Here is a 24,751-nt window from a genome sequence, read left to right as displayed (position 1 = left end):
ATCCGTCGGTATGGCCCTGTCCATATTCAGGTTCAGGTATTCCACTTAATCATGGTGATGCTCACTCTCTACACCGCCTGTCGTACTTAATACGATATTACGTGCTACGTAAGTTTCATTACCAGACCGGTCCAAACAGTATACCATCAGATGATAATTTCCCGGAGTGGCATCTGCCGGTATCTTAATGTCATGGTTATGTACACGCGCCTGTTTTTGGCCTGCCTTATCCGTATATGTTCTCTCAAAAGCAAAAGGTTTGGTTGTTCCTCCTTCTGAAGCTCTGGTATGCGAATGGCCGTCAAAATTATTATGAATATTAATCTTATAGGAAGCAATTGCTTCGTTATCAGCTATATCCATCTCAAAATGCACTCCGTTAGCATCTCCGATCTTCAACACTGCACCTTCTTCAGGTTCCAACAGATTAATAACGGGCTTTACCGTATCGCCTTCGTCATCTTTTGAACAGGACACAAACAAGAAAGAAAAAGCCATCAGGCCGATTATTGATAAATAAATTCTGGTTTTCATTTTAATAAACTTTTAAATGGTACTTTAATTAAAATCTGAAAGTTACGTCCCGGTTCCGGGATTTCAACTTTCCGGTAAAAACTAAGGTGATTAAGATATCCGGTATCGGATAAATTCCGACCCGATAAAGTAATTTCTGCTAATACACCTCCCATTCGGAGATTGGCGGATATCCCGGCATTCAGTAACTGCGCTCCGGGAGTAGGATCCTCATTCCGTGCTACCCGGTGTTGTGCGGCAATGTGCTGTACCTCACCATAAATACTGAAGTTTTTATACCTCCACGTCAGCGTATTGCGAAGGGAAGCCGGAGGGGAAAAACTCAGAGGAATATGTTCGTCACAATTATAAGTATAGACATATTCTCCACTGATACGATAGTTGAAATGACGTAAAAAGTCAATTCCCACTGTCACCTCACCACCCGCAAACAACGCTTCCGCACCGGTATAACGGTAAATCTGTCCGGCATGGGGCAACACCGACCATTCTCCGGTAGGCCGAAGAAAGATGTAATTGCTGAACCAACTGATAAATGGCGAGAAATTGACCGATAACGGACCATTCTCATAGGTATACGAGACATCCAGTTGCCAACCACGCTCGGACGAAAGAGCCGCATCTCCCTGTTCATGACGGAAAGTGCCGTGATGAACACCGTTCGATGCCAGTTCATTGGCCCCCGGCAAGCGGAAACTATGCCCGATATTCACTTGAAGCATGTGTCCTCCGGAAGGGGTCCACACCACTCCCAGCGAACCGGAATAGTCACCAAAATGGCGATGGACAGCATAGCTACGCCACTCATATTTCCGGATAAAATCATCATCATATCCCTGCTCCCGCAGATAAACCGCAAGATAAGGATCAGTATAAGCAGATGCATCTATCTTTCCGTAATCATAGCGAAAGCCCCCACTGACTGACAAAGCAGGACTCGGACGGTAAGTTGTCATCCAGAAAGCCCCTGTGGTGAATCTCCGGTAAGCAGGCAAAAGAAATGAATATCCGGAAATGGTATTCCTCTGATACTGTATATCCCAACCTGCTATATGTTGCCACGAAGCAGCTCCAAACAACTTCAACTTAACAGCCGAACTATAAGTATTCAATATAAAAGCCAACTCTTTGTCAGGATCCTTCTCCGGAACAGGCTGAGTATCATAATGGGTATGAAACCGGCTCCATTCCTCACGATGATTCTTCTGATAGCCGATATCCCATATCAATGCCGATCGATCCCACAAGAAGCTCTGCTGGGCAGATACCTTCAGATGGTTCACCTGACTGTAAGGTAGTTCTATATTGCGGCTGCTCCCGTCATCCTGCAAACGCGATATATCAGGAATACCGTGTGCTCCGGGAAAGAAACCGGTTTTCTGAAAAACATTACTTACTGAATAGGAAGACTTGTATCGTCCATACCTGAAACCGGCTGTCCAACTGACATCTCGCTCAAAACCTGCCGTGTTTTTCAGTTTCCGGTGATAGACAGGCATCCGTTGGGTAAGATACACAATGGTATCTGCCGGAATACGATAATCGCCAAAATGCTGCTCCGAATATCTCGCCCAGGTATACCAGGCGTCTTTCTTTATTCCAAGCATCAGCGAGCCTCCCAACGTTCCGTTTACAGATTTTCCCAGCAAGTCCGCTTCACCAAACAACTGGTTACTGGTGGGTAATGGTAATGGAGCCAATTCAATAGCACCTCCCATAGCATCACTGCCATAGAGCAGTGAAGCAGGTCCTTTACGGATAGTCACCTGTCCTGCATTGAATGCATCCAGTTCCAGCCCATGATCGGCTCCCCACTGTTGTCCCTCTTGCTTGATTCCATTCTCTACAACCGAAATCCGGTTGAATCCCATTCCCCGGATCATCGGCTTAGAAAAGCCCGAACCGACATCCATCGAATGTATTCCCGGAATCGTTCCAAGAGTCTGTATCAAATTGCCAGTGAAGTGTTCACGCAAAAACTCCTTCCCTACCACCTCCATATGCCATGTCGAATTCTTATTCTTCAGATGTCGGTAACTCTCCGTCACCACCACTTCGGATAAGGACACAGCTTTCAGTGAATCGGGCTCCTGGGCATGCAAGGTGGAGGTTAAACACAATCCACCCAGCATACCCGAAATAAATCCGATACGCATACTTAATCGTTTTAGTTAGATAAAACTGATAAACGGGCAAACAACAGATATCTGCCCGAAAAATTATACGATATGACGAAAATTGGAAGGAGGTCCGCGAAGATAATGCGGATAAAAAGCAGTAGCAAGCTTCTTATCCTGAAAAGTTCCGGTCTCCCATCTTATATAGAAAGGTATATAAGTCAAAAGAGCAGGAGACGTCTCGATGAATGGAGAAAGCATGAATTGGCAAATGGGACAGGTGTCACATGCGTGATGTGTTTTCCCGGGCTGCGTATTTGTGCAGGTTGCCGATGTTTCATCGCAATGATTATGAAAAACCTTCACGACGGACAAGGGCATGAATGTCATCAGCAACATCCATGCAAGCCAAATCCTATGTATAGTATTTCTCCTCATGCCCATTCATATTTAAACCGACGCAAAGATAGAAAACCTCTTGTCTCAAAAACACCCAAAAACTATCAAAATACACCTAAAAACTATCATTTGACAGTTTTCGCCCTGTTTTAAGCCTAAATTTCCCCCATCACAATTAAAAAAATGCCGTAAACTTGCATCATCGAAAAACAACGAATATTCACAATTTAAAAAGCAACGTTATGAAAAGTTTAAGCTTCAGAAAAGATTTAATTGGAGTTCAGGAAGAACTACTTCGCTTTGCATACAAACTAACAACCGACCGTGAAGAAGCAAACGATTTGTTGCAGGAAACCTCTCTTAAAGCGTTAGATAACGAAGATAAATATACTCCCGACACTAACTTTAAAGGATGGATGTACACTATCATGCGCAACATCTTCATTAACAACTACCGTAAAGTGGTACGCGATCAGACTTTTGTAGATCAGACCGATAACCTCTATCACCTGAGCCTTCCGCAAGAGTCCGGATTCGACAGCACCGAAAGCCGTTATGACTTGAAAGAAATGCACCGCATTGTCAATTCATTACCCAAAGAATATAAAGTACCTTTCTCCATGCATGTTTCCGGATTCAAATACCGAGAAATAGCCGAGAAACTGGACCTGCCGCTCGGAACAGTAAAAAGCCGCATCTTTTTCACTCGCCAGCGTCTACAGGAAGAACTGAAAGACTTTAGACAATAGGCCACATACATTGTCGATTTCAATAAATCATTTTAGTGCAGATTTTTAGTTGTGTATCAAGGAGCAGGAAGAGAGATTCTCTTTTCCTGCTCCTTTTCTTTCGCACCATTTGAAACATAAAACAAAGAAACGTCCCGTATTTCCTTGCTAATATTCTCACTTTAGCATATCTTTGCTTAAAATTTATGATTAAAAACATCCGGATGTATTAATATAGAACATCCGGATGTTATTCTATAAAAGACCCGGATGTTTTATCCATAAACATCCGGATGTTTTTAATCATTAGATATAGATGTTATAGATTAACACAATAAGAGAAAGACAGAGAAAGTATACACATAAAAAAAACGAAGTACTAATGTCCATCAACTACGCAGTTACCAAGAAAGTAGACAAAAGTAAAGGTGTCGTCAAAGAACGATATTATGCCACAACACGAGCTTTACAGAAAAAGCCTGTAAACAGTGTACAGATTGCTAATCAGCTCGCAGAAAGAAGTTCTCTTCAAAACGGAGACGTACTCTCTGCACTTACTCAACTATCGGACATTATTGCCGCCCACTTGAAGGAAGGCCGCACCGTTTCTATCGATGGATTGGGCAATTTTTATCCCAGCATCACCAGTGAAGCGGTGGATAAACCGGAAGAATGTACCGCCAACAAAGTATGGGTATCCCGCATTTGCTTCAAAGCCGCCCCGACTTTCCTGAACAACGTGAGGAAAACCGATTTTGTCAGTCTGCAACTAAAATACGGACGGAAGCCCACAAAGCCACAAAACGGCTCCGGGAAGGATACAACCGACTCTATCCCCCACCAGCAAAGCATCTCCGAACATAATTCATTATCAGACGAATAAGCAATTAACAATCGGTTGAAAACTTCTCCGAAAGTTTTTGGTGGAAAATTGTGGGGAATTGTGGGGAAATACCTACTTTTACGGTCGCTTATTATAATAAGGTGAAATGATACGTTTTTTAGGCAATATTGAAGCTAAGGCGGACGCGAAAGGAAGAGTTTTTATCCCCGCCCAATTCAGACGGCAGCTACAAGCCGGTTCTGAAGACAAGCTCATCATGCGCAAAGACGTATTTCAAGACTGCTTGGTACTCTATCCGGAAGAAGTCTGGAATGAAGAGCTGAATGAACTCCGGCAACGACTAAATAAATGGAACGCTAACCACCAACTTATCTTCCGCCAATTCGTCAGTGATGTAGAAATTATCACGATAGACGGAAACGGGCGGATATTAATACCCAAACGCTATCTGCAAATAGCCGGCATACAAAGCGACGTGCGCTTTATCGGTGTAGACAGCAAGATAGAAATATGGGCTAAGGAACGTACGGAAATGCCCTTTATGCCCCCCGATGCATTTGGTGCAGCCCTGGAGGAAATTATGAAAGAAGAACGGTGAACAACGAACAAAGAGGTAAAATGAAAGAAGAAGAAACAACATATCATGTACCGGTACTGCTGAAGGAAAGCGTAGATGCCATGAACATTACCCCGGACGGGACGTATGTAGACGTTACCTTCGGCGGGGGAGGACATTCCCGCGAAATACTTTCGCGTCTTGGAAACGGCGGACGCCTGTTGGGTTTCGATCAGGACGAGGATGCCGAACGTAACATTGTAAACGACCCGCACTTCACTTTTGTACGGAGCAATTTCCGTTATTTGCATAATTTTCTGCGCTACCACGATATTGAAGGAGTAGATTCCATATTGGCTGATCTGGGAGTATCTTCACATCACTTCGATGACAGTGAACGGGGATTCTCTTTCCGCTTTGACGGAAAACTGGATATGCGCATGAATAAGCGTGCAGGCATCACAGCGGCCGATGTGGTAAATACATACGAAGAAGAACGCCTGGCAGATATTTTTTACCTATATGGTGAACTGAAAAACAGCCGCAAACTGGCTTCCGTCATAGTCAAAGCACGCAGCGGACAGAAAATAGAAACGATCGGTGAATTTCTTGAAGTAGTGAAACCGCTTTTCGGACGCGAACGCGAAAAGAAAGAATTGGCAAAGGTATTTCAGGCACTCCGCATTGAAGTAAACCAGGAAATGGAAGCACTGAAGGAAATGCTGATGGCAGCAACAGAAGCATTGAAGCCAGGAGGACGGCTGGTGGTAATCACCTATCACTCTTTGGAAGATCGCATGGTGAAAAACATCATGAAAACCGGTAATGTAGAAGGTAAAACAACGCAGGACTTTTTCGGCAACCTGCAAACTCCCTTCCGCCTGGTAAACAACAAAGTAATTGTGCCCGATGAAGAAGAGATAGCACGCAATCCGCGTTCACGCAGTGCCAAACTGAGAATAGCCGAAAAGAAGTAAGAGAACAGAGTGAAATAAGAGAAGTGAAATGGAAGATAAAGAAGCAAAAAAGAAGAAAAGCAATTCCCTGAAAAGTATTCTGGGAGGTGATATTCTGGCAACGGATTTTTTTCGCCGCCAGACTAAATTGCTGGTACTGATTATGGTGCTTGTCATTTTCTACATTCATAATCGTTACGCAAGCCAGCAACAGCAAATCGAAATAGACAAGTTGAAAAAAGAGCTGATTGACATCAAATACGATGCACTGACCCGAAGTTCGGAACTGATGGAAAAAAGCCGCCAGTCACGAATAGAGGACTATATATCCACCAAAGAAAGTGATTTGCAGACATCGACCAATCCACCTTATTTAATCAGAACGAAATAAAAGATGGCTGTAAACAAGAAAAATATAATGACCCGTTACTTCTTCGTCATCCTGCTGATGGGATTGATTGGAGTAGCCATTGTTGTCAAAGCAGGCATCACGATGTTTGCCGAACGTCAATATTGGCAGGATGTGGCCGACCGTTTCGTCAAAGAGAATGTAACGGTAAAGCCCAACCGCGGAAACATCATCTCTTCCGACGGCAAACTAATGGCCAGTTCGCTGCCGGAATATCGCATTTATATGGATTTCAAAGCCGGTGGAGTAAAGAAGGACACCATGCTGATGAATCATCTGGACGAAATATGTGCAGGACTCCATAAGATATTCCCTGATAAAAGTGCTTCGGAATTTAAAGCGCACCTTAAAAAAGGACGGAAACAGGGAAGTCGCAACTATCTGATTTATCCAAAACGTATTTCATACATCCAATATAAAGAAGCCAAACGCCTGCCGGTATTCAACCTGAATAAATACAAAGGCGGTTTCCACGAGTTAGCTTATAACCAAAGAAAAAAACCTTTTGGTTCACTTGCAGCCCGCACACTGGGGGACTTATATGCTGACACCGCCCAAGGTGCCAAGAATGGCATAGAGTTAGCTTTTGACTCCATACTGAAGGGGCATGACGGGATTACCCACCGGCAAAAAGTGATGAATAAATACCTGAATATTGTAGATATTCCTCCGGTAGATGGTTGTGACCTTCTTTCTACGATTGATGTAGGCATGCAGGATATTTGTGAAAAGGCCCTGACCGATAAACTGAAAGAGCTGAATGCCAAAGTAGGAGTAGCCGTATTGATGGAAGTAGCGACCGGAGAGGTTAAAGCCATCGTAAACATGATGAAAGCCGGAGACGGCAACTATTATGAAATGAGAAACAATGCCATCAGTGATATGCTCGAGCCGGGTTCTACCTTTAAGACAGCTTCTATCATGGTGGCACTTGAAGACGGTAAAATCACACCGGAAGATGTAATAGACACAGGCAATGGTGTCAAGATGATGTACGGTCGTCCCATGAAAGATTGGAATTGGCGCAAAGGCGGATATGGTCCATTGACAGTTACACAAATACTGGAAGTATCTTCAAATGTGGGTACATCCAGCATTATTGATAAATATTATGGTAGTAACCCGCAAAAGTTTGTCGACGGACTGAAACGAATGAGTATCGATCAGCCTCTCCAATTGCAAATAGCCGGAGAAGGTAAGCCTAATATCAAAGGTCCGAAAGAGCGTTACTTTGCAAAAACTACTCTGCCGTGGATGAGCATCGGCTATGAGACCCAGGTACCACCGATGAATATCCTTACTTTCTACAATGCCATTGCCAATAACGGTGTTATGGTGCGTCCCAAATTTGTGAAAGCAGCCATAAAAAATGGTGAAATAGTGAAAGAATATCCGACAGAAATTATCAATCCGAGAATCTGTTCGGAACGGACCCTGAAACAAATACAGGAGATTCTTTATAAGGTTGTGCATGAAGGTCTGGCAGCCCCGGCAGGCTCCAAACAATTTGCCGTTTCGGGTAAGACGGGTACGGCGCAGATCTCACAAGGTGCTGCCGGATATACATCGGGAGGAGTGAACTATCTGGTCAGTTTCTGCGGATACTTTCCCTCAGAAGCTCCAAAGTATAGCTGTATCGTTTCCATACAAAAGCCAAATCCTCCTGCCTCCGGAGGCTTGATGGCCGGTAGCGTTTTCAGCAAAATTGCCGAAAGAGTGTATGCCAAAGACCTACGTTTGGACATTCGGAACGCAATCGATACCAATACGGTAGTGATTCCCGATGTTAAAGCAGGCGAAATGACAGAGGCCAGACAAGTATTGGAAGGATTGAATATTCAGACTCAGGCAGAGTTTAAAACTAAAAAGAATAAAGAAGTTTGGGGACATGCACAGGCAGCTCCCAAAGCAGTGATCCTGCAGGGAAAGGAACAATTACGGAACTTTGTACCCAGCGTTATCGGCATGGGAGCCAAAGATGCTGTTTACCTGCTGGAAAGCAAAGGATTGAAAGTGGCTCTGTCGGGAGTTGGCAAAGTGAGAAGCCAATCGTTGCCCCAGGGTACTACAATAAAGAAAGGACAAACCATCAGTATCCATCTGAATTGATTATTATAGATTAAGGTATGAAATTAAAAGAGATTCTAACATCTATCCATCCGGTAAAAATAACCGGAAATCAGGATATCGAAATAACCGGAGTTGACATCGACTCCAGACAGGTAGGGTCCGGCCATTTGTTTATGGCCATGCGCGGTACACAAACCGACGGACATGCCTATATCCCGGCAGCAATTGAGAAAGGGGCCATAGCCATTCTCTGCGAAGAGTTACCTGCAGAACTAAACGAAGAAATTACCTACATTCAGGTAACCGATAGTGAAGATGCTGTTGGTAAAGTAGCTACGGCTTTCTATGGAGACCCGACTTCGAAAATGGAACTGGTGGGTGTCACCGGTACAAATGGAAAGACGACGATTGCCACCTTATTATATAATACATTCCGGTATTTCGGTTACAAAGTGGGGCTTATCTCTACGGTATGCAATTATATAGACGATGAAGCCATCCCTACCGAACACACTACTCCTGACCCGATTACGCTGAACCGTCTTTTGGGACGTATGGCAGACGAAGGCTGCAAATATGCTTTCATGGAAGTAAGTTCGCACTCCATCGCGCAAAAAAGAATCAGCGGACTGAAGTTCGCCGGCGGCATCTTTACGAACCTGACACGCGATCATCTGGACTACCATAAAACAGTAGAGAATTATCTGAAAGCAAAAAAGAAATTCTTCGATGAACTGCCTAAAAGTTCTTTCAGCCTCACCAATCTGGACGACAAAAACGGACTCGTGATGACGCAGAATACGAAGTCGAAAGTATACACGTATTCTCTCCGCAGCCTGAGTGACTTCAAAGGGAAAGTACTGGAGTCACATTTTGAGGGAATGCTTCTTGACTTCAACAACCATGAGCTCGCAGTGCAGTTTATAGGAAGATTCAATGCTTCGAATTTATTGGCCGTATTCGGCGCCGCCGTTTTACTGGGTAAGAAGGAAGAGGAGGTATTGGTTGCACTTAGTACGTTGCATCCTGTTGCCGGACGTTTCGATGCCATACGCTCTCCGCAAGGATATACAGCGATCGTAGACTATGCACACACACCGGATGCTTTGGTCAACGTCTTGAACGCCATACATGGAGTGCTTGAAGGAAAGGGCAAAGTGATTACTGTAGTCGGTGCCGGTGGCAACCGGGATAAAGGCAAACGTCCCATCATGGCAAAAGAAGCAGCCAAGGGAAGCGACCGGGTTATCATCACCTCAGACAATCCACGATTCGAAGAGCCACAGGACATCATCAACGACATGTTGGCCGGACTGGACAACGAAGACAAGAAAAAAACACTGAGCATTGCAGACCGTAAGGAAGCTATACGCACAGCTTGCATGCTTGCTGAAAAAGGAGATGTGATTCTGGTTGCCGGAAAAGGACACGAGAATTATCAGGAAATCAAAGGAGTGAAACATCACTTTGATGATAAAGAGGTTTTAAAAGAGATTTTTTCATTGACTATTTAACGGACAATGATTGAAGTAATTCCGATGCCAAATGCCTGATTCCTTCAATCGTAAACCATAAATCGTCTCATTGTAAATAAAGTTATGTTATACTACTTGTTTGAATGGCTACATAAACTCAACTTTCCGGGTGCCGGAATGTTTGGGTACACCTCGTTCCGGGCATTGATGGCTGTCATCCTGGCGCTACTCATTTCCAGTATCTGGGGAGACAAATTCATCAATCTGCTGAAACGGAAACAAATCACCGAAACGCAGCGTGACGCTAAGATCGATCCGTTTGGGGTTAATAAAGTAGGCGTACCCAGTATGGGAGGTGTGATCATTATTGTAGCAATTCTGATTCCCTGTTTATTACTGGGAAAACTGCATAACATCTATATGATATTGATGTTGATAACTACTGTATGGCTGGGATCTTTGGGGTTTGCGGACGACTATATCAAGATATTCAAGAAAGATAAAGAAGGCCTCCATGGCAAATTCAAAATCATCGGACAAGTGGGACTCGGGCTGATTGTCGGACTGACTCTATATCTGAGCCCTAATGTAGTAATCCGCGAGAATATAGAGATTCAGAAATCAGAAAACGAAATCGAAGTGATACATGGTACCCACGACCTGAAATCAACCCAGACCACGATTCCATTTTTCAAAAGCAACAACCTGGACTATGCAGACCTTGTGGGCTTCATGGGAGAACATGCCCAAACGGCCGGATGGATTTTGTTTGTCATTATCACTATCTTCGTCGTAACAGCCGTATCCAACGGTGCCAATCTGAATGATGGTATGGATGGTATGGCAGCAGGCAATTCAGCCATCATCGGACTGACACTGGGTATACTGGCCTATGTATCGAGCCATATTGAATTCGCCGGTTACCTGAATATCATGTATATTCCGGGAAGTGAAGAATTGGTAATTTTTATATGTGCCTTTATCGGCGCATTAATCGGTTTCTTATGGTACAATGCTTATCCGGCACAGGTATTCATGGGTGATACAGGCAGCCTGACCATTGGAGGAATCATCGCAGTATTTGCTATTATTATTCACAAAGAATTGCTGATTCCGATTCTCTGTGGTATATTCCTGGTTGAGAACCTGTCAGTACTCCTGCAACGCTTCTATTATAAAGCAGGCAAAAGAAAAGGGGTAAAACAACGTCTTTTCAAACGGGCACCGATACATGACCATTTCCGCACTTCGATGAGCCTGGTGGAACCGGGATGCAGTGTGAAATTTACAAAACCGGATCAACTGTTTCACGAATCCAAGATTACAGTCCGCTTCTGGATTGTAACCATCGTGTTGGCAGCCATTACGATTATAACACTAAAGATAAGATAACCCAAAGTGACAGGTAACAGGCTACAAGCTACAAGTGCCTGCTGCCGATCACTGAGTATGAACCTCAAACTTGTAGCATAGAGACAAAGGATTTACCAACCGTACACAAAACTCCGGTTGATAAACCATAACTAAAAATCATGAAAAGAATTGTAGTATTAGGAGCCGGTGAAAGCGGTGCGGGAGCAGCCGTTCTGGCAAAAGTAAAAGGATTCGATACTTTTGTATCGGATATGTCTGCCATCAAGGATAAGTATAAAACTCTCCTTGACAGCCATGGCATTGCCTGGGAGGAAGGCCAGCACACAGAAGAACGGATTCTGAATGCAGATGAAGTGGTGAAGAGCCCCGGAATTCCTAATGACGCCCCCCTAATTCTGAAATTGAAAGAGCAGGGTACGCCCATTATCTCTGAAATAGAATTTGCCGGCAGATACACTGATGCAAAGATGATCTGTATCACCGGTTCGAACGGAAAAACAACTACGACCTCACTTATCTATCACATCTTTAAAAGTGCCGGATTAAATGTGGGACTTGCCGGCAACATTGGTAAGAGCCTGGCATTACAAGTAGCGGAAGAGGAGCATGACTATTATGTAATTGAACTGAGTTCATTCCAGCTGGATAATATGTATAAGTTCCGTGCGGATATCGCCGTGCTGATGAATATCACACCAGACCATCTGGACCGATACGATCACTGCATGCAGAACTATATCAACGCAAAATTCCGTATTACACAGAACCAGACATCAGAAGACGCTTTTATCTTCTGGAATGATGACCCTATCATCAAACGTGAACTGGATAAACACGGCATCTGTGCCCATCTGTATCCATTCTCGGCAATTAAAGAAGAAGGGTCTATCGCTTATGTAGAAGACCATGAAGTAGTGATTACCGCACCAATTGCCTTCAACATGGAGCAGGAACAATTGGCTTTGACGGGACAACATAACCTTTATAACTCTTTAGCTGCCGGGATTTCTGCAAATCTGGCCGGCATTACCAAAGAGAATATACGAAGGGCGCTCAGCGATTTTCAAGGAGTAGAGCACCGTTTGGAAAAAGTAGCACGTGTACGGGGGATTGATTTTATCAACGACTCCAAAGCAACCAACGTCAACTCTTGCTGGTACGCTCTGCAAAGTATGACCACCAAAACAGTGTTGATCCTCGGGGGTAAAGATAAAGGGAATGATTATACGGAAATAGAGGAGCTGGTTCGGGAAAAATGCTCGGCATTGGTTTACCTTGGATTGCACAACGAAAAACTCCATGAGTTCTTCGATCGCCTGGGACTTCCCGTAGCAGAAGTACAAACCGGTATGAAGGATGCTGTAGAAGCAGCCTACAAACTGGCAAAAAAAGGTGAAACGGTATTGTTAAGCCCGTGCTGTGCTTCATTCGACCTTTTTAAGAGTTATGAGGACCGTGGTGACCAATTTAAGAAGTATGTAAGAGAATTATGAAATAAGAGTCTCTGAGCTTTAAAAAGGCAGGACTCCTAAGAGCTAAAAACTAAAAGCCGTGGATTTATTAAAGAACATATTCAAAGGTGATAAGGTAATCTGGATCATTTTCCTTTGCCTCTGCCTCATCTCTATTATAGAGGTGTTTAGTGCTGCCAGTACACTGACTTATAAAAGTGGTGATCACTGGGGACCCATCACACAGCATTCCATCATCCTGATGATCGGTGCAATCGTGGTGGTTTTGATGCACAACATCCCTTATAAATGGTTTCAGGTGTTCCCGGTCTTCCTGTACCCCATTTCGGTAGTGTTGTTAGCTTTCGTCACATTGATGGGAGTCATCACAGGCGACCGTGTAAATGGGGCCGCCCGCTGGATGAGTTTTATGGGATTACAGTTTCAACCTTCGGAACTGGCCAAGATGGCAGTAATCATTGCGGTTTCCTTTATTCTTTCCAAAAAACAGGATGATGAAGGAGCCAATCCGAAAGCCTTTAAATATATAATGATACTGACCGGACTGGTGTGCATGCTCATTGCTCCGGAAAATCTTTCGACAGCTATGCTGCTGTTCGGGGTCGTAGTATTGATGATGTTCATCGGGCGTGTCGCCTTCAAAAAGTTAGCTATGTTATTAGGCGGACTGGCACTGGCTGGGTGTCTGGGAGTAATCTTCCTGCTGGCCATACCTAAAGACACCGACATTCCGTTCCTCCACCGCTTTGATACCTGGAAAAGCCGTATCACCAACTTCACTGAGAAAGAGGAAGTACCGGCTGCAAAGTTCGATATTGACAAAGATGCCCAGATAGCCCATGCACGTATAGCCATTGCTACCAGTAACGTGATAGGTAAAGCTCCGGGAAACTCAATTCAACGCGATTTCCTGAGTCAGGCATTCTCTGATTTCATTTTTGCCATTATCATTGAAGAGTTGGGGCTGGTAGGAGGAGCCTTTGTGGTTATTCTCTACATCTGGCTGTTGGTTCGAACAGGCCGAATCGCCCAGAAATGTGAACGTACATTTCCGGCATTCCTTGTCATGGGAATCGCCTTGATGCTGGTATCACAAGCCATATTGAACATGATGGTAGCTGTCGGTTTGTTTCCTGTCACAGGACAGCCCTTACCACTAATCAGTAAAGGAGGTACAAGTACCCTGATCAACTGCGCCTATATCGGAATGATATTGAGTGTCAGCCGTTATACCGCTTATCTGGAAGAGAAAAAAGATAATCCCGCTCCCCTCCTTACCGGAGAAGAAGGGAGTGAAACCGTTGCAAGCGAAGCCCAAACAGCAGCTGAGCCTACAGCGGAAGTCTTAAACAGTGATGCTAAATTCGAAGAGTGATATGAATAAGGAAAATAATAAAGAGGGACGGGATGACACTTTAAGGATCATCATCAGTGGCGGTGGTACCGGAGGACATATTTTTCCGGCTGTATCCATTGCAAACGCCATAAAAGAATTACGTCCCGATGCACAAATCCTGTTTGTAGGAGCCGAAGGAAGAATGGAGATGCAACGAGTACCGGATGCAGGCTATCAGATCATCGGATTACCCGTAGCAGGATTCGATCGCAAACATTTGTGGAAAAATGTTGCCGTATTACTGAAATTGGCACGCAGCCAATGGAAAGCGCGCAGCATTATCCGTCAGTTCCGTCCACAGGTAGCAGTAGGAGTAGGCGGATATGCAAGCGGTCCGACATTAAAAATGGCCGGAATGATGGGTGTACCCACCTTAATACAGGAGCAAAACTCATATGCCGGAGTAACCAACAAACTATTGGCAAAGAAAGCACGGAAAATCTGTGTAGCATATGATGGGATGGAAAAATTCTTTCCGGGCAGCAAAATCATTATGACAGGCAACCCGGTACGTCAGAATCTGTTAACGGAGAAGCCGGAACAAAAACAAGCTATTCGCTCTTTCGGACTGGATCCGGAGAAGAAAACCATTCTGATTCTGGGGGGAAGCCTGGGCGCCCGCACAATCAATAATACATTGATTGCCGGATTGCAGTTGATTCGTCAGACTAAAAATGTACAATTCATCTGGCAAACAGGAAAAATCTATCACCAACAAGTAACGGAAGCCGTAAAAGTTGCCGGAAACATTCCTAATCTGTATGTGACAGACTTCATTAAAGATATGGCTGCCGCTTATGCTGCTGCCGACTTGGTTATTTCGCGTGCAGGTGCCGGCTCCATTTCCGAATTCTGCCTGTTGAATAAAGCAGTTATCCTGGTTCCGTCTCCCAACGTAGCAGAAGATCACCAAACCAAAAATGCATTGGCATTGGTGAACAAACGAGCTGCCATCTACGTAAAGGACGCAGAAGCGGAAGAGAAATTATTATCCGTGGCATTAGAAACCATAGCAGATTCCGGAAAACTAAAAGAACTTAGTGAAAACATCGCTCACCTGGCCCTACCGGATTCTGCCATCGTGATAGCAAAAGAAGTTATAAAATTAGCACAACAGCCATGAACATAGAAACTATTCAATCTGTATATTTTGTCGGTGCAGGAGGTATCGGAATGAGTGCCCTCGTACGCTATTTCCTTTCTAAAGGGAAGGTAGTGGCAGGCTATGACCGTACCCCCAGTGAACTGACTCAACACCTTATAGAAGAAGGAGCACAGATTCATTACGAAGAAAATATCAATCTTATCCCGGATGCCTGTAAAGACCCGGCCACGACACTGGTCGTTTTGACTCCTGCCGTACCTCAGGAACATACCGAATTGACCTACTTCCGTGACAACGGATTCGAAATACAAAAACGTGCACAAGTATTAGGCACCATCACCCATTCCAGTAAAGGGCTTTGTGTAGCCGGTACACATGGTAAAACCACTACATCAACGATGACGGCCCATCTGCTTCATCACTCGCATATAGGCTGCACTGCCTTTTTGGGAGGTATTTCCAAAAATTATGGAACGAATCTGTTACTCTCTCCAAGCAGTCCGTATACCGTAATCGAAGCTGACGAATTCGACCGTTCATTCCACTGGCTGTCTCCATATATGTCTGTCATTACCGCAACCGATCCGGATCATCTGGATATTTATGGAACCGAACAGGCTTATCTGGAAAGCTTTGAGCACTATACCACATTAATCCAGCCGGGAGGGGCACTGATCATCCGCGAAGGCATTTCTCTTCAGCCTAAAGTGCAAGAGGGTGTCAAGATTTACACCTATTCACGCGATAAAGGAGACTTCCATGCTGAAAACATTCGCATTGGAAACGGAGAAATCTTCATCGATTTTATAGGACCGGATATTCGCATCGACAACATTCAGCTGGGAGTGCCCGTAAGTATCAATATAGAGAATGGAGTCGCTGCCATGGCACTTGCCTATCTCAATGGAGTGACCGCCGAAGAAATCAAACAAGGAATGGCAAGTTTCCGAGGTGTGGACCGTCGATTCGACTTCAAGATCAAAAACGACCAGATCGTGTTCCTGAGTGACTACGCTCATCATCCCTCCGAAATCAAACAGAGTGTGATGTCCATGCGTGAACTCTACCGGGATAAAAAGATCACCGCTGTTTTTCAGCCACACCTCTATACCCGTACACGGGACTTCTATAAAGACTTTGCCGATAGCTTGTCGCTACTCGACGAAGTAATACTGGTAGATATCTATCCGGCGCGCGAACAGCCTATTCCAGGGGTAACCAGTCAACTGATATATGATAACCTACGTCCGGGTATTGAAAAAAGCATGTGTAAGAAAGAGGAAATACTCGATGTGCTGAAAACGAAGCATATCGAGGTGTTGATCACGTTGGGAGCAGGAGACATAGATAGCTATGTCCCGGATATTTGTGAACTATTGACCCGAAGGATAACTCCATCGGACAATTAATTTGTAAATCGTCAAAACAATAAATTTCCTCATGATAAAAAGAATCCTTCTGACCATCGTCATGTTACTTCTCATAGCCTATCTCGTAGCAGCTGTGACAGTATTCAACAGCAAACCTGCCCATCAGGTCTGCCGCGACATGGAATTAGTAATAAAGGATACGCTCAATGCCGGTTTCGTCACTAAAAACGAGGTAGCTGCCATCCTGCAAAAGAAAGGCATTTATCCCGTTGGAAAGAAAATGGACCGCATTCACACCAAAACGCTGGAAAAAGAGTTGAACAAGCATCCGCTGATCAATGAAGCACAATGCTATAAAACTCCAAGCGGCAAACTTTGCGTGGAAGTGACACAACGTGTACCGATTCTCCGCATCATGAGCAACAATGGTGAAAACTACTATCTGGATAACAAAGGTAAAGTGATGCCTCCCGCTGCAAAATGCGTAGCACACCGGGCAATTGTCACCGGAAATGTAGAAAAGTCGTTTGCAATGAAGGATTTATATAAGTTTGGTGTATTTTTGCAAAACAATCCGTTCTGGGAAGCCCAGATTGTGCAAATAAACGTGCTCCCCGGGAAAGAGATCGAATTGATTCCCCGTGTAGGTAATCATATTATCTATCTGGGCAAGTTAGAACATTTTGAGGATAAACTGGGACGATTGAAGACCTTTTACGAAAAAGGGCTGAACCAGGTGGGATGGAACAAATATTCACGCATCAGCCTGGAATTCGGTAATCAGATTATCTGCACAAAAAAGAAACAATAATTCGTAAACAGCTAAACGTACCTTTGTGTTAAAGAGATGAGTCTATAATACAAAAGGGAATAAAATAGAATTTTATATGGCAACAACAGATTTTATCGCCGCTATTGAACTGGGTTCATCGAAAATAGCCGGTATAGCCGGAAAGAAGAATAGTGATGGAAGCATACAGGTATTAGCTTATGCCAGGGAGGATTCGTCTTCATTCATCCGGAAAGGAGTGATTTACAATCTGGATAAAACGGCACAGAGCCTGACCTCCATCATCAATAAGCTGGAGGGTGCTCTCAACAACTCAATTGCCAAGATCTATGTGGGTATCGGGGGGCAATCGCTCCGTACGGTACGCAACGTAGTTAGTCGCGATCTTGAGGAGGAGACCATTATCTCTCAGGAATTAGTCGACTCCATCTGTGATGAAAATCTTGAGATACCACTGATCGATATGGATATACTGGACGTTGCTCCGCAAGAATACAAAATTGGAAACAATCTCCAGGCAGATCCCGTCGGTGTGGCAGGAAGCCATATTGAAGGACGCTTTCTGAACATTGTGGCACGTGCTTCGCTCAAAAAAAACCTGGAACGCTGTTTCGAACAAGCCAAAATTGAAATAGCAGATTTATTGATCTCCCCGCTGGTTACTGCAGATGCAGTGCTGACGGAAAGTGAGAGACGCTCCGGCTGTGCACTGATTGATTTCGGAGCCGACACATCGACTATTTCCATCTATAAGAATAACATTCTCCGATTCCTTACCGTACTGCCATTAGGAGGAAACAGTATTACTCATGATCTCGTTTCCCTTCAGATAGAAGAGGAAGAAGGCGAACGCCTGAAAATCAGATATGGTAACGCCTTTTACGAAGAGGAAGAAGGCGAAGAACCTGCTACCTGCCAACTGGAAGAAGGAGGTAGAACCGTAGAACTCGGCAAACTGAACAATATCATCGAGGCGCGTACTGAAGAAATTATCGCAAACGTATGGAATCAGATTCAACTTTCAGGGTATGATGATAAACTGTTGGCCGGACTTATCATTACAGGAGGAGCCTCCAATCTGAAAAACCTGGACGAAGCTCTCCGTAAACGAAGTAAGATAGAAAAGGTGAGAAGCGCACGATTCGTACGCAACACCATTCATGCAGACGAAGATGTTGTGAAGAAAGACGGTACACAGAACACCTTATTCGGACTGCTTGCTGCCGGCAATGAAAACTGTTGCCTGCAAGAGACACCTGCTCCCCAGCCGCATGTACAACCTCAGCCTCAACCCGAACCGGTGAATATGTTTGAAGAAGATGAGAGCCTGAAAGAACAGGAAGCCGCTGCACGTGCTGCCAAAAAGAAAAAAGAGGAAGAGGAAAAAAGACGGAAAGAAGAAGAAAAGCAACGTAAACTGGAGGAGAAAAAAAGAAGAGAAGAAGAAAGAAGAAACAAACCGAATTGGTTTAAATCGACTTTCGACAAACTTTCTAATGAGATTTTCTCCGATGAAGATATGAAATAAAGTGATAATTCATAATACAATATAATATGGACGAGATAGTACAATTCGATTTCCCTACAGATTCGCCGAAAATCATTAAAGTGATTGGTGTAGGAGGTGGTGGAGGTAACGCCGTCAACCACATGTACCGGGAAGGCATACACGACGTGACATTCGTTCTCTGCAATACCGACAACCAGGCATTGGCTGAGTCTCCTGTACCGGTCAAACTGCAACTGGGACGTTCCATCACGCAAGGACTCGGTGCCGGAAACCGTCCGGAGCGTGCACGTGATGCTGCCGAAGAGAGCATCGAAGACATAAAAAACCTGCTGAATGATGGTACCAAGATGGTATTTATCACTGCCGGAATGGGCGGAGGTACCGGAACCGGAGCAGCCCCCGTCATCGCCCGTATCGCTAAAGAGATGGATATCCTGACTGTCGGAATCGTTACCATCCCTTTTATCTTTGAAGGCGAAAAGAAAATTATCCAGGCTCTGGATGGAGTAGAACGCATTGCCCAACATGTAGACGCTTTGTTGGTGATCAATAACGAACGCCTGCGTGAAATTTATTCCGACCTTACCTTTATGAACGCATTCGGCAAGGCAGATGACACACTGTCAATCGCAGCCAAAAGTATTGCCGAAATCATCACCATGCGGGGTACGGTAAACCTGGACTTCGCTGATGTGAAAACAATCCTCAAAGACGGTGGTGTAGCCATCATGAGTACCGGATTCGGTGAAGGAGAAAACCGCGTAACCAAAGCAATCGACGACGCACTCCATTCACCGTTACTCAATAACAATGACATCTTCAATGCGAAGAAAGTCATGCTGAATGTTTCGTTCTGTCCTGCTTCCGAACTGATGATGGAGGAAATGAATGAAGTGCACGAGTTTATGAGCAAATTCCGCGAAGGTGTAGAAGTGATCTGGGGTGTGGCTATGGATACCTCACTGGATACGAAAGTGAAGATCACTGTGCTTGCTACCGGTTTCGGTGTGGAAGACGTACCAGGTATGGACGACCTACACGAGAAACGCAGCCAGGAAGAAGAAGAACGTCAGTTGCAGCTGGAAGAAGAGAAGGAAAAGAACAAAGAGCGCATTCGTAAAGCATATGGTGAAAGTGCCAGTGGCATCGGAACACGCAACCTGCGGAAACGCCGTCATATCTATCTCTTCAATCCGGAAGATCTGGACAATGATGATATCATCGCCATGGTAGAAGACTCTCCTACTTACCTTCGCGACAAAACGACTTTGGGTAAGATCAAAGCAAAAGCCGCATTGGAAGAAGAGATAGCTACTGAAGAAGCTATAGATGACAGTGGAGTTATCACATTTTAATAAATAGCTAAATATATCGATCATTAACCCGGATTTACCAATTATAAACCATAAATCGTTAAATCATAATATAACATAACATCATGGATTTATTCGAAAGAGTCAGCGAAGACATTAAAAACGCAATGAAAGCGAAAGATAAAGTAGCCCTTGAAACCCTTAGAAATGTAAAGAAGTTCTTTCTGGAAGCTAAAACTGCTCCGGGAGCCAATGACATCCTTACAGACGCAGATGCACTGAAAATCGTGCAAAAACTGGTAAAACAAGGTAAAGATGCTGCAGAAATATATATAGGACAGGGTCGTCAGGACTTAGCCGATGCAGAATTGGCACAAGTACAAGTCATGGAAACCTATTTACCGAAACAAATGACTGCCGAAGAACTGGAAACTGCACTGAAAGAGATTATTGCTGAAGTAGGTGCTACCAGTGGTAAAGATATGGGAAAGGTAATGGGAGTAGCCTCCAAGAAACTTGCCGGATTGGCCGAAGGACGCGCTATTTCAACTAAAGTAAAAGAGTTGTTGGGATAATCTCAACGTATAAATCCTGCTTATAAGAGAAGCTACACGATAGCTATACTCTCTTTTAAAAGAAATCTACCCCCGAATGTACACAGAGTTACATCCGGGGGTATCTTGTTTACAGACACGGATTACCAAAGCCAAATGAAGTACACAGAAATGGGCAAGAGATACTAATCAAATAATTCCTTCAATACATCCAATGATTTCAGTACAGGAAAATCAGGAAGATGTAACCGGTAATACTCATTAATAATAGCCAGGCATCGGGCCCTTTCCGTACGGTTCATTCCGAAAAGGTGCATTGTTTCATAGTTCATACGCATCAATTGCAGTAATCTCCCAGCTTCATCAGGCTGGATATAGCAAGAATGAAGTTGAGGACGAACCGAAGTAAAGTTAGCATTCAACATATCAAAATAGTCACCCGTATGATAATCATCCAGATTGGGGTACAATCCCAGAAAGCGGGAAAGACGCATCAGAAACACCAGATGAAAGTTGGCAAAGCTAATCTTACAAGCATCCAACCACAAGATAGAATGCTGTAAATAGGCAAACAATGGGCGGTTCTCCGCCTCTTCGCGAATGGCACGATAAAGAAATTCCGCAAGGAAAAGAGCTATAGCCGATTTAAAAGGATCATAAGGAATGGAGGCGAACGGACTAAAGGATTTAGCTTCCTTAATTCTGAAAAGCGAAGTATTCGGCCGATAATCTGCCTCAAACTCAATCAGCGCCAACGGCTGGAATAGTACTGATTTGACAGCAGCCTTCTTAGAGCGTGGCACAGCAACCAGAAAAGATGCACGTCCTGAAAGCTCAGTATACATCTCAACGATATTTGAAGTATCGTTATACTTTAGTATATGAAGAACGATTCCAACTGTTTTTTGCAGCATATCTCTAACTTTTCTTTCGGGTAACAAAGCTACGAAAAAAGTGTGAATAGACAATCAAAGACTCCTATCTCAAAAAAAAGTTCATATCCCGAACAAAACGCAAAAAGAACACATATCACTGATTATCAATAAATAAACAAAGAAAAACAATATATCTATCAAAAATAATTAGATTTTTTTTCTGCAAATAGTTTGGTAGTTTCAAAAAAAGGCCTACCTTTGCACTCGCAATCGGGAAACAACGATACAGAACGAAAGCAAAGCGAAACAAAAAGAGCAGAAATGCTCAATACAGGATGGCCCGTTCGTCTATCGGTTAGGACGCAAGATTTTCATTCTTGAAAGGGGGGTTCGATTCCCCCACGGGCTACAATTAAAAAAATAAACGAATTAAAACAGATTAGTCGAGATGGCAAATCATAAATCATCAATCAAGAGAATCAGACAAGAAGAAAGCAGAAGACTTCGCAACAGATATTATGGTAAAACCATGAGAAATGCTGTTAGAAAACTTCGTTCAACTACTGACAAAGCAGAAGCAACTGCTATGTACCCAAGCATCACTAAGATGGTAGACAAGTTAGCTAAAACAAATGTTATTCATAAGAATAAAGCTAACAACTTGAAATCTAAGTTGGCTATTTACATCAATAAGCTTGCTTAAGAAATAAGACTTATAACAGACTCTATACAATATTGAGAGCCGAACTTTTTAGTTCGGCTTTTCATGTTTAAAACCATCCCATCCGGTTTACTTTAAATTCTTCTTTTTTCACTCTTCATTCTTCTCTAACTCAGATATTTTCACTATATTTGCTCTGTTATTATAATTAGGAATCAAATTATGAGCGAAGAACAGAATCCCACCAATAACGGGTCTTATTCAGCAGATAGTATCCAAGTATTGGAAGGACTTGAAGCAGTTAGAAAACGCCCTGCGATGTACATTGGTGACATCAGCGTAAAGGGACTTCATCACTTGGTATATGAAATTGTCGACAACTCTATCGACGAAGCATTGGCTGGTTATTGCGACCATATCGAAGTAACTATCAACGAAGATAACTCTATCACCGTACAGGACAATGGCCGTGGTATCCCCGTAGATTTCCACGAAAAAGAGCAGAAATCTGCCCTTGAAGTTGCCATGACTGTGCTACATGCCGGAGGTAAATTCGATAAAGGCTCGTATAAAGTATCCGGAGGTTTGCACGGTGTCGGTATGTCTTGTGTAAATGCATTGTCTACCCACATGACCACCCAGGTATTCCGTAACGGTAAAATCTACCAGCAGGAATACGAAATCGGCAAGCCCCTTTATGCAGTCAAAGAAGTAGGAACAGCCGACCATACAGGAACCAAACAACAATTCTGGCCTGACGACAGTATCTTTACCGAAACAGTCTATGACTACAAGATTCTAGCCTCACGCTTACGTGAGCTGGCTTACTTGAATGCGGGATTACGCATCTCACTGACAGACCGACGTGTAATAAACGAAGACGGTAGCTTCAAACACGAAACTTTCTACTCGGAAGAAGGTTTAAGAGAGTTCGTACGCTTCATAGAATCGTCACGCGAACACTTGATTAACGATGTGATCTATTTGAACACGGAGAAGCAGAACATCCCCATCGAGGTAGCTATCATGTATAATACCGGATTCTCTGAGAATATCCACTCGTATGTCAATAATATCAATACAATAGAAGGCGGTACGCATCTGGCAGGTTTCCGCCGTGCCTTGACCCGTACACTGAAAAAGTATGCAGAAGACAGCAAAATGCTGGAAAAGGTCAAAATAGAAATCTCCGGTGATGACTTCCGTGAAGGACTTACAGCCGTGATCTCTGTAAAAGTTGCTGAACCTCAATTTGAAGGACAGACTAAAACCAAGTTGGGAAACAACGAAGTGATGGGTGCTGTCGACCAGGCTGTAGGTGAAGTACTGAACTATTATCTGGAAGAACACCCGAAAGAAGCAAAAGCCATTGTAGACAAGGTGATTCTGGCTGCCACTGCCCGCCACGCTGCACGTAAAGCACGTGAAATGGTTCAACGCAAATCCCCCATGTCAGGAGGCGGGCTACCGGGAAAACTGGCTGACTGTTCGGATAAAGACCCGCAAAAGTGCGAATTGTTCCTCGTCGAGGGAGATTCAGCAGGCGGTACAGCCAAACAAGGCCGTAACCGTGCATTCCAAGCCATCCTTCCACTACGCGGTAAGATTCTGAACGTAGAGAAAGCAATGTATCACAAAGCTCTTGAGAGTGAAGAAATACGCAATATCTACACCGCCTTAGGCGTTACCATCGGCACTGAAGAAGACAGTAAGGCTGCCAATATCGATAAGTTGCGCTATCACAAGATCATCATCATGACCGATGCCGACGTCGATGGTTCACACATCGACACACTGATCATGACCTTCTTCTTCCGGTATATGCCGCAAATCATACAGAATGGGTATCTCTATATCGCAACTCCCCCACTCTATCTCTGCAAAAAAGGTAAAGTAGAAGAGTATTGCTGGACAGATGCACAACGCCAGAAGTTTATCGACACTTACGGTGGCGGTTCGGAAAATGCAATTCATACACAACGTTACAAAGGTTTGGGTGAAATGAACGCCCAACAGTTGTGGGAAACAACCATGGACCCTGAAAACCGTATGCTGAAACAAGTTAATATTGACAACGCAGCAGAAGCCGATTATATCTTTTCCATGTTAATGGGTGAAGATGTAGGACCACGCCGCGAATTCATAGAAGAGAATGCAACGTATGCAAATATCGATGCATAATTCGTAATATAAACACCAACCTCACATCTTACAACGAAGAAGCGCCGGTACTGAAGGAAAAT

General features: G+C 44.0%; 22 protein-coding genes and 1 tRNA gene. 19 read left to right on the top strand and 4 right to left on the bottom strand.

Going from position 1 to position 24,751, the window contains the following annotated elements:
• Positions 1-45: 45 nt before the first annotated feature.
• From QK890_RS15275 to QK890_RS15265, 3 genes are all read right to left on the bottom strand, one after another.
• Positions 46-534 (bottom strand): DUF4625 domain-containing protein, encoded by a 489-nt coding sequence (locus tag QK890_RS15275; protein WP_005812125.1) that lies wholly within the window; start codon positions 532-534, stop codon positions 46-48.
• The gene (locus QK890_RS15270) at positions 531-2,690 is read right to left on the bottom strand and encodes a TonB-dependent receptor (protein ID WP_367627437.1); all 2,160 of its coding nucleotides are present in this window, start codon (positions 2,688-2,690) and stop codon (positions 531-533) included. The genes QK890_RS15275 and QK890_RS15270 overlap by 4 nt, the downstream gene beginning before the upstream one ends.
• A gap of 63 nt (positions 2,691-2,753) precedes the next feature.
• Positions 2,754-3,089, bottom strand: coding sequence for a hypothetical protein (locus QK890_RS15265; RefSeq protein WP_227559914.1), 336 nt, complete (start codon positions 3,087-3,089; stop codon positions 2,754-2,756).
• A gap of 203 nt (positions 3,090-3,292) precedes the next feature.
• Here QK890_RS15265 and QK890_RS15260 point away from each other — a divergent pair, with 203 nt between their 5' ends.
• From QK890_RS15260 to QK890_RS15185, 16 genes are all read left to right on the top strand, one after another.
• Positions 3,293-3,799 (top strand): RNA polymerase sigma factor, encoded by a 507-nt coding sequence (locus tag QK890_RS15260; RefSeq protein WP_005779258.1) that lies wholly within the window; start codon positions 3,293-3,295, stop codon positions 3,797-3,799.
• 361 nt (positions 3,800-4,160) lie between these two features.
• Complete coding sequence (locus tag QK890_RS15255) at positions 4,161-4,661, top strand: HU family DNA-binding protein (RefSeq protein WP_005812140.1); 501 nt, start codon at positions 4,161-4,163, stop codon at positions 4,659-4,661.
• Between the two features lie 106 nt (positions 4,662-4,767).
• Positions 4,768-5,220, top strand: a complete 453-nt coding sequence (gene mraZ / locus QK890_RS15250; protein WP_005812142.1) for a division/cell wall cluster transcriptional repressor MraZ — start codon at positions 4,768-4,770, stop codon at positions 5,218-5,220.
• A gap of 20 nt (positions 5,221-5,240) precedes the next feature.
• A complete protein-coding gene (rsmH, locus tag QK890_RS15245; RefSeq protein ID WP_005812144.1) occupies positions 5,241-6,155 on the top strand; it encodes a 16S rRNA (cytosine(1402)-N(4))-methyltransferase RsmH in 915 nt (304 codons plus the stop codon).
• 28 nt (positions 6,156-6,183) lie between these two features.
• On the top strand, positions 6,184-6,525 hold the full coding sequence (locus QK890_RS15240) for an FtsL-like putative cell division protein (protein WP_005779267.1): 342 nt from the start codon (positions 6,184-6,186) through the stop codon (positions 6,523-6,525).
• Between the two features lie 27 nt (positions 6,526-6,552).
• Entirely contained in the window at positions 6,553-8,652 is a 2,100-nt protein-coding gene (locus tag QK890_RS15235) for a penicillin-binding protein (RefSeq protein ID WP_032531123.1), read from the top strand.
• Positions 8,653-8,669: 17 nt separating this feature from the next.
• The gene (locus QK890_RS15230) at positions 8,670-10,127 is read left to right on the top strand and encodes a UDP-N-acetylmuramoyl-L-alanyl-D-glutamate--2,6-diaminopimelate ligase (RefSeq protein ID WP_022012504.1); all 1,458 of its coding nucleotides are present in this window, start codon (positions 8,670-8,672) and stop codon (positions 10,125-10,127) included.
• Positions 10,128-10,211: 84 nt separating this feature from the next.
• A complete protein-coding gene (gene mraY, locus QK890_RS15225; protein ID WP_005779275.1) occupies positions 10,212-11,480 on the top strand; it encodes a phospho-N-acetylmuramoyl-pentapeptide-transferase in 1,269 nt (422 codons plus the stop codon).
• Between the two features lie 140 nt (positions 11,481-11,620).
• Positions 11,621-12,955, top strand: a complete 1,335-nt coding sequence (murD, locus tag QK890_RS15220) for a UDP-N-acetylmuramoyl-L-alanine--D-glutamate ligase (RefSeq protein ID WP_032540404.1) — start codon at positions 11,621-11,623, stop codon at positions 12,953-12,955.
• A gap of 58 nt (positions 12,956-13,013) precedes the next feature.
• Positions 13,014-14,309 (top strand): FtsW/RodA/SpoVE family cell cycle protein, encoded by a 1,296-nt coding sequence (locus tag QK890_RS15215; RefSeq protein WP_005779278.1) that lies wholly within the window; start codon positions 13,014-13,016, stop codon positions 14,307-14,309.
• Between the two features lies 1 nt (position 14,310).
• On the top strand, positions 14,311-15,453 hold the full coding sequence (gene murG, locus QK890_RS15210; protein WP_032531122.1) for an undecaprenyldiphospho-muramoylpentapeptide beta-N-acetylglucosaminyltransferase: 1,143 nt from the start codon (positions 14,311-14,313) through the stop codon (positions 15,451-15,453).
• Positions 15,450-16,844 (top strand): UDP-N-acetylmuramate--L-alanine ligase, encoded by a 1,395-nt coding sequence (gene murC, locus QK890_RS15205; protein WP_032540405.1) that lies wholly within the window; start codon positions 15,450-15,452, stop codon positions 16,842-16,844. Before murG ends, murC begins: the two co-directional genes overlap by 4 nt.
• 31 nt (positions 16,845-16,875) lie before the next feature.
• Entirely contained in the window at positions 16,876-17,616 is a 741-nt protein-coding gene (locus tag QK890_RS15200) for a cell division protein FtsQ/DivIB (protein ID WP_032540406.1), read from the top strand.
• 76 nt (positions 17,617-17,692) lie between these two features.
• Positions 17,693-19,123 (top strand): cell division protein FtsA, encoded by a 1,431-nt coding sequence (ftsA, locus tag QK890_RS15195; protein WP_005822778.1) that lies wholly within the window; start codon positions 17,693-17,695, stop codon positions 19,121-19,123.
• Between the two features lie 26 nt (positions 19,124-19,149).
• Positions 19,150-20,460 carry a cell division protein FtsZ gene (ftsZ, locus tag QK890_RS15190; protein WP_005779287.1) on the top strand — a complete coding sequence of 437 codons (1,311 nt, stop codon included), beginning with the start codon at positions 19,150-19,152 and terminating at the stop codon, positions 20,458-20,460.
• A gap of 83 nt (positions 20,461-20,543) precedes the next feature.
• The gene (locus tag QK890_RS15185) at positions 20,544-20,993 is read left to right on the top strand and encodes a GatB/YqeY domain-containing protein (protein ID WP_005779288.1); all 450 of its coding nucleotides are present in this window, start codon (positions 20,544-20,546) and stop codon (positions 20,991-20,993) included.
• 164 nt (positions 20,994-21,157) lie between these two features.
• Here the strand turns inward: QK890_RS15185 and recO are convergent, their stop codons facing one another.
• Positions 21,158-21,886 (bottom strand): DNA repair protein RecO, encoded by a 729-nt coding sequence (recO, locus tag QK890_RS15180; RefSeq protein ID WP_005779289.1) that lies wholly within the window; start codon positions 21,884-21,886, stop codon positions 21,158-21,160.
• A 298-nt stretch (positions 21,887-22,184) separates the two neighbouring features.
• On the opposite strand from recO, the gene QK890_RS15175 reads away from it, so the two are divergent.
• The 3 genes from QK890_RS15175 (at position 22,185) to gyrB (ending at position 24,689) form a co-directional block, all read left to right on the top strand.
• Positions 22,185-22,256, top strand: a tRNA-Glu gene (locus QK890_RS15175).
• Between the two features lie 39 nt (positions 22,257-22,295).
• Positions 22,296-22,550: a 30S ribosomal protein S20 gene (gene rpsT, locus QK890_RS15170; RefSeq protein ID WP_005779290.1), complete on the top strand. Its 255-nt coding sequence runs from the start codon at positions 22,296-22,298 to the stop codon at positions 22,548-22,550.
• Between the two features lie 180 nt (positions 22,551-22,730).
• The gene (gene gyrB / locus QK890_RS15165) at positions 22,731-24,689 is read left to right on the top strand and encodes a DNA topoisomerase (ATP-hydrolyzing) subunit B (RefSeq protein WP_005779291.1); all 1,959 of its coding nucleotides are present in this window, start codon (positions 22,731-22,733) and stop codon (positions 24,687-24,689) included.
• Positions 24,690-24,751: the final 62 nt, after the last annotated feature.

The organism is Bacteroides sp. NGMCC 1.200775, from assembly GCF_040798045.1.
GTDB classification, from domain to species: Bacteria; Bacteroidota; Bacteroidia; order Bacteroidales; family Bacteroidaceae; genus Bacteroides; species Bacteroides hominis.
Note: the sequence above shows the minus strand (reverse complement) of the source record. Positions and strands in the feature narration are given on the sequence as shown.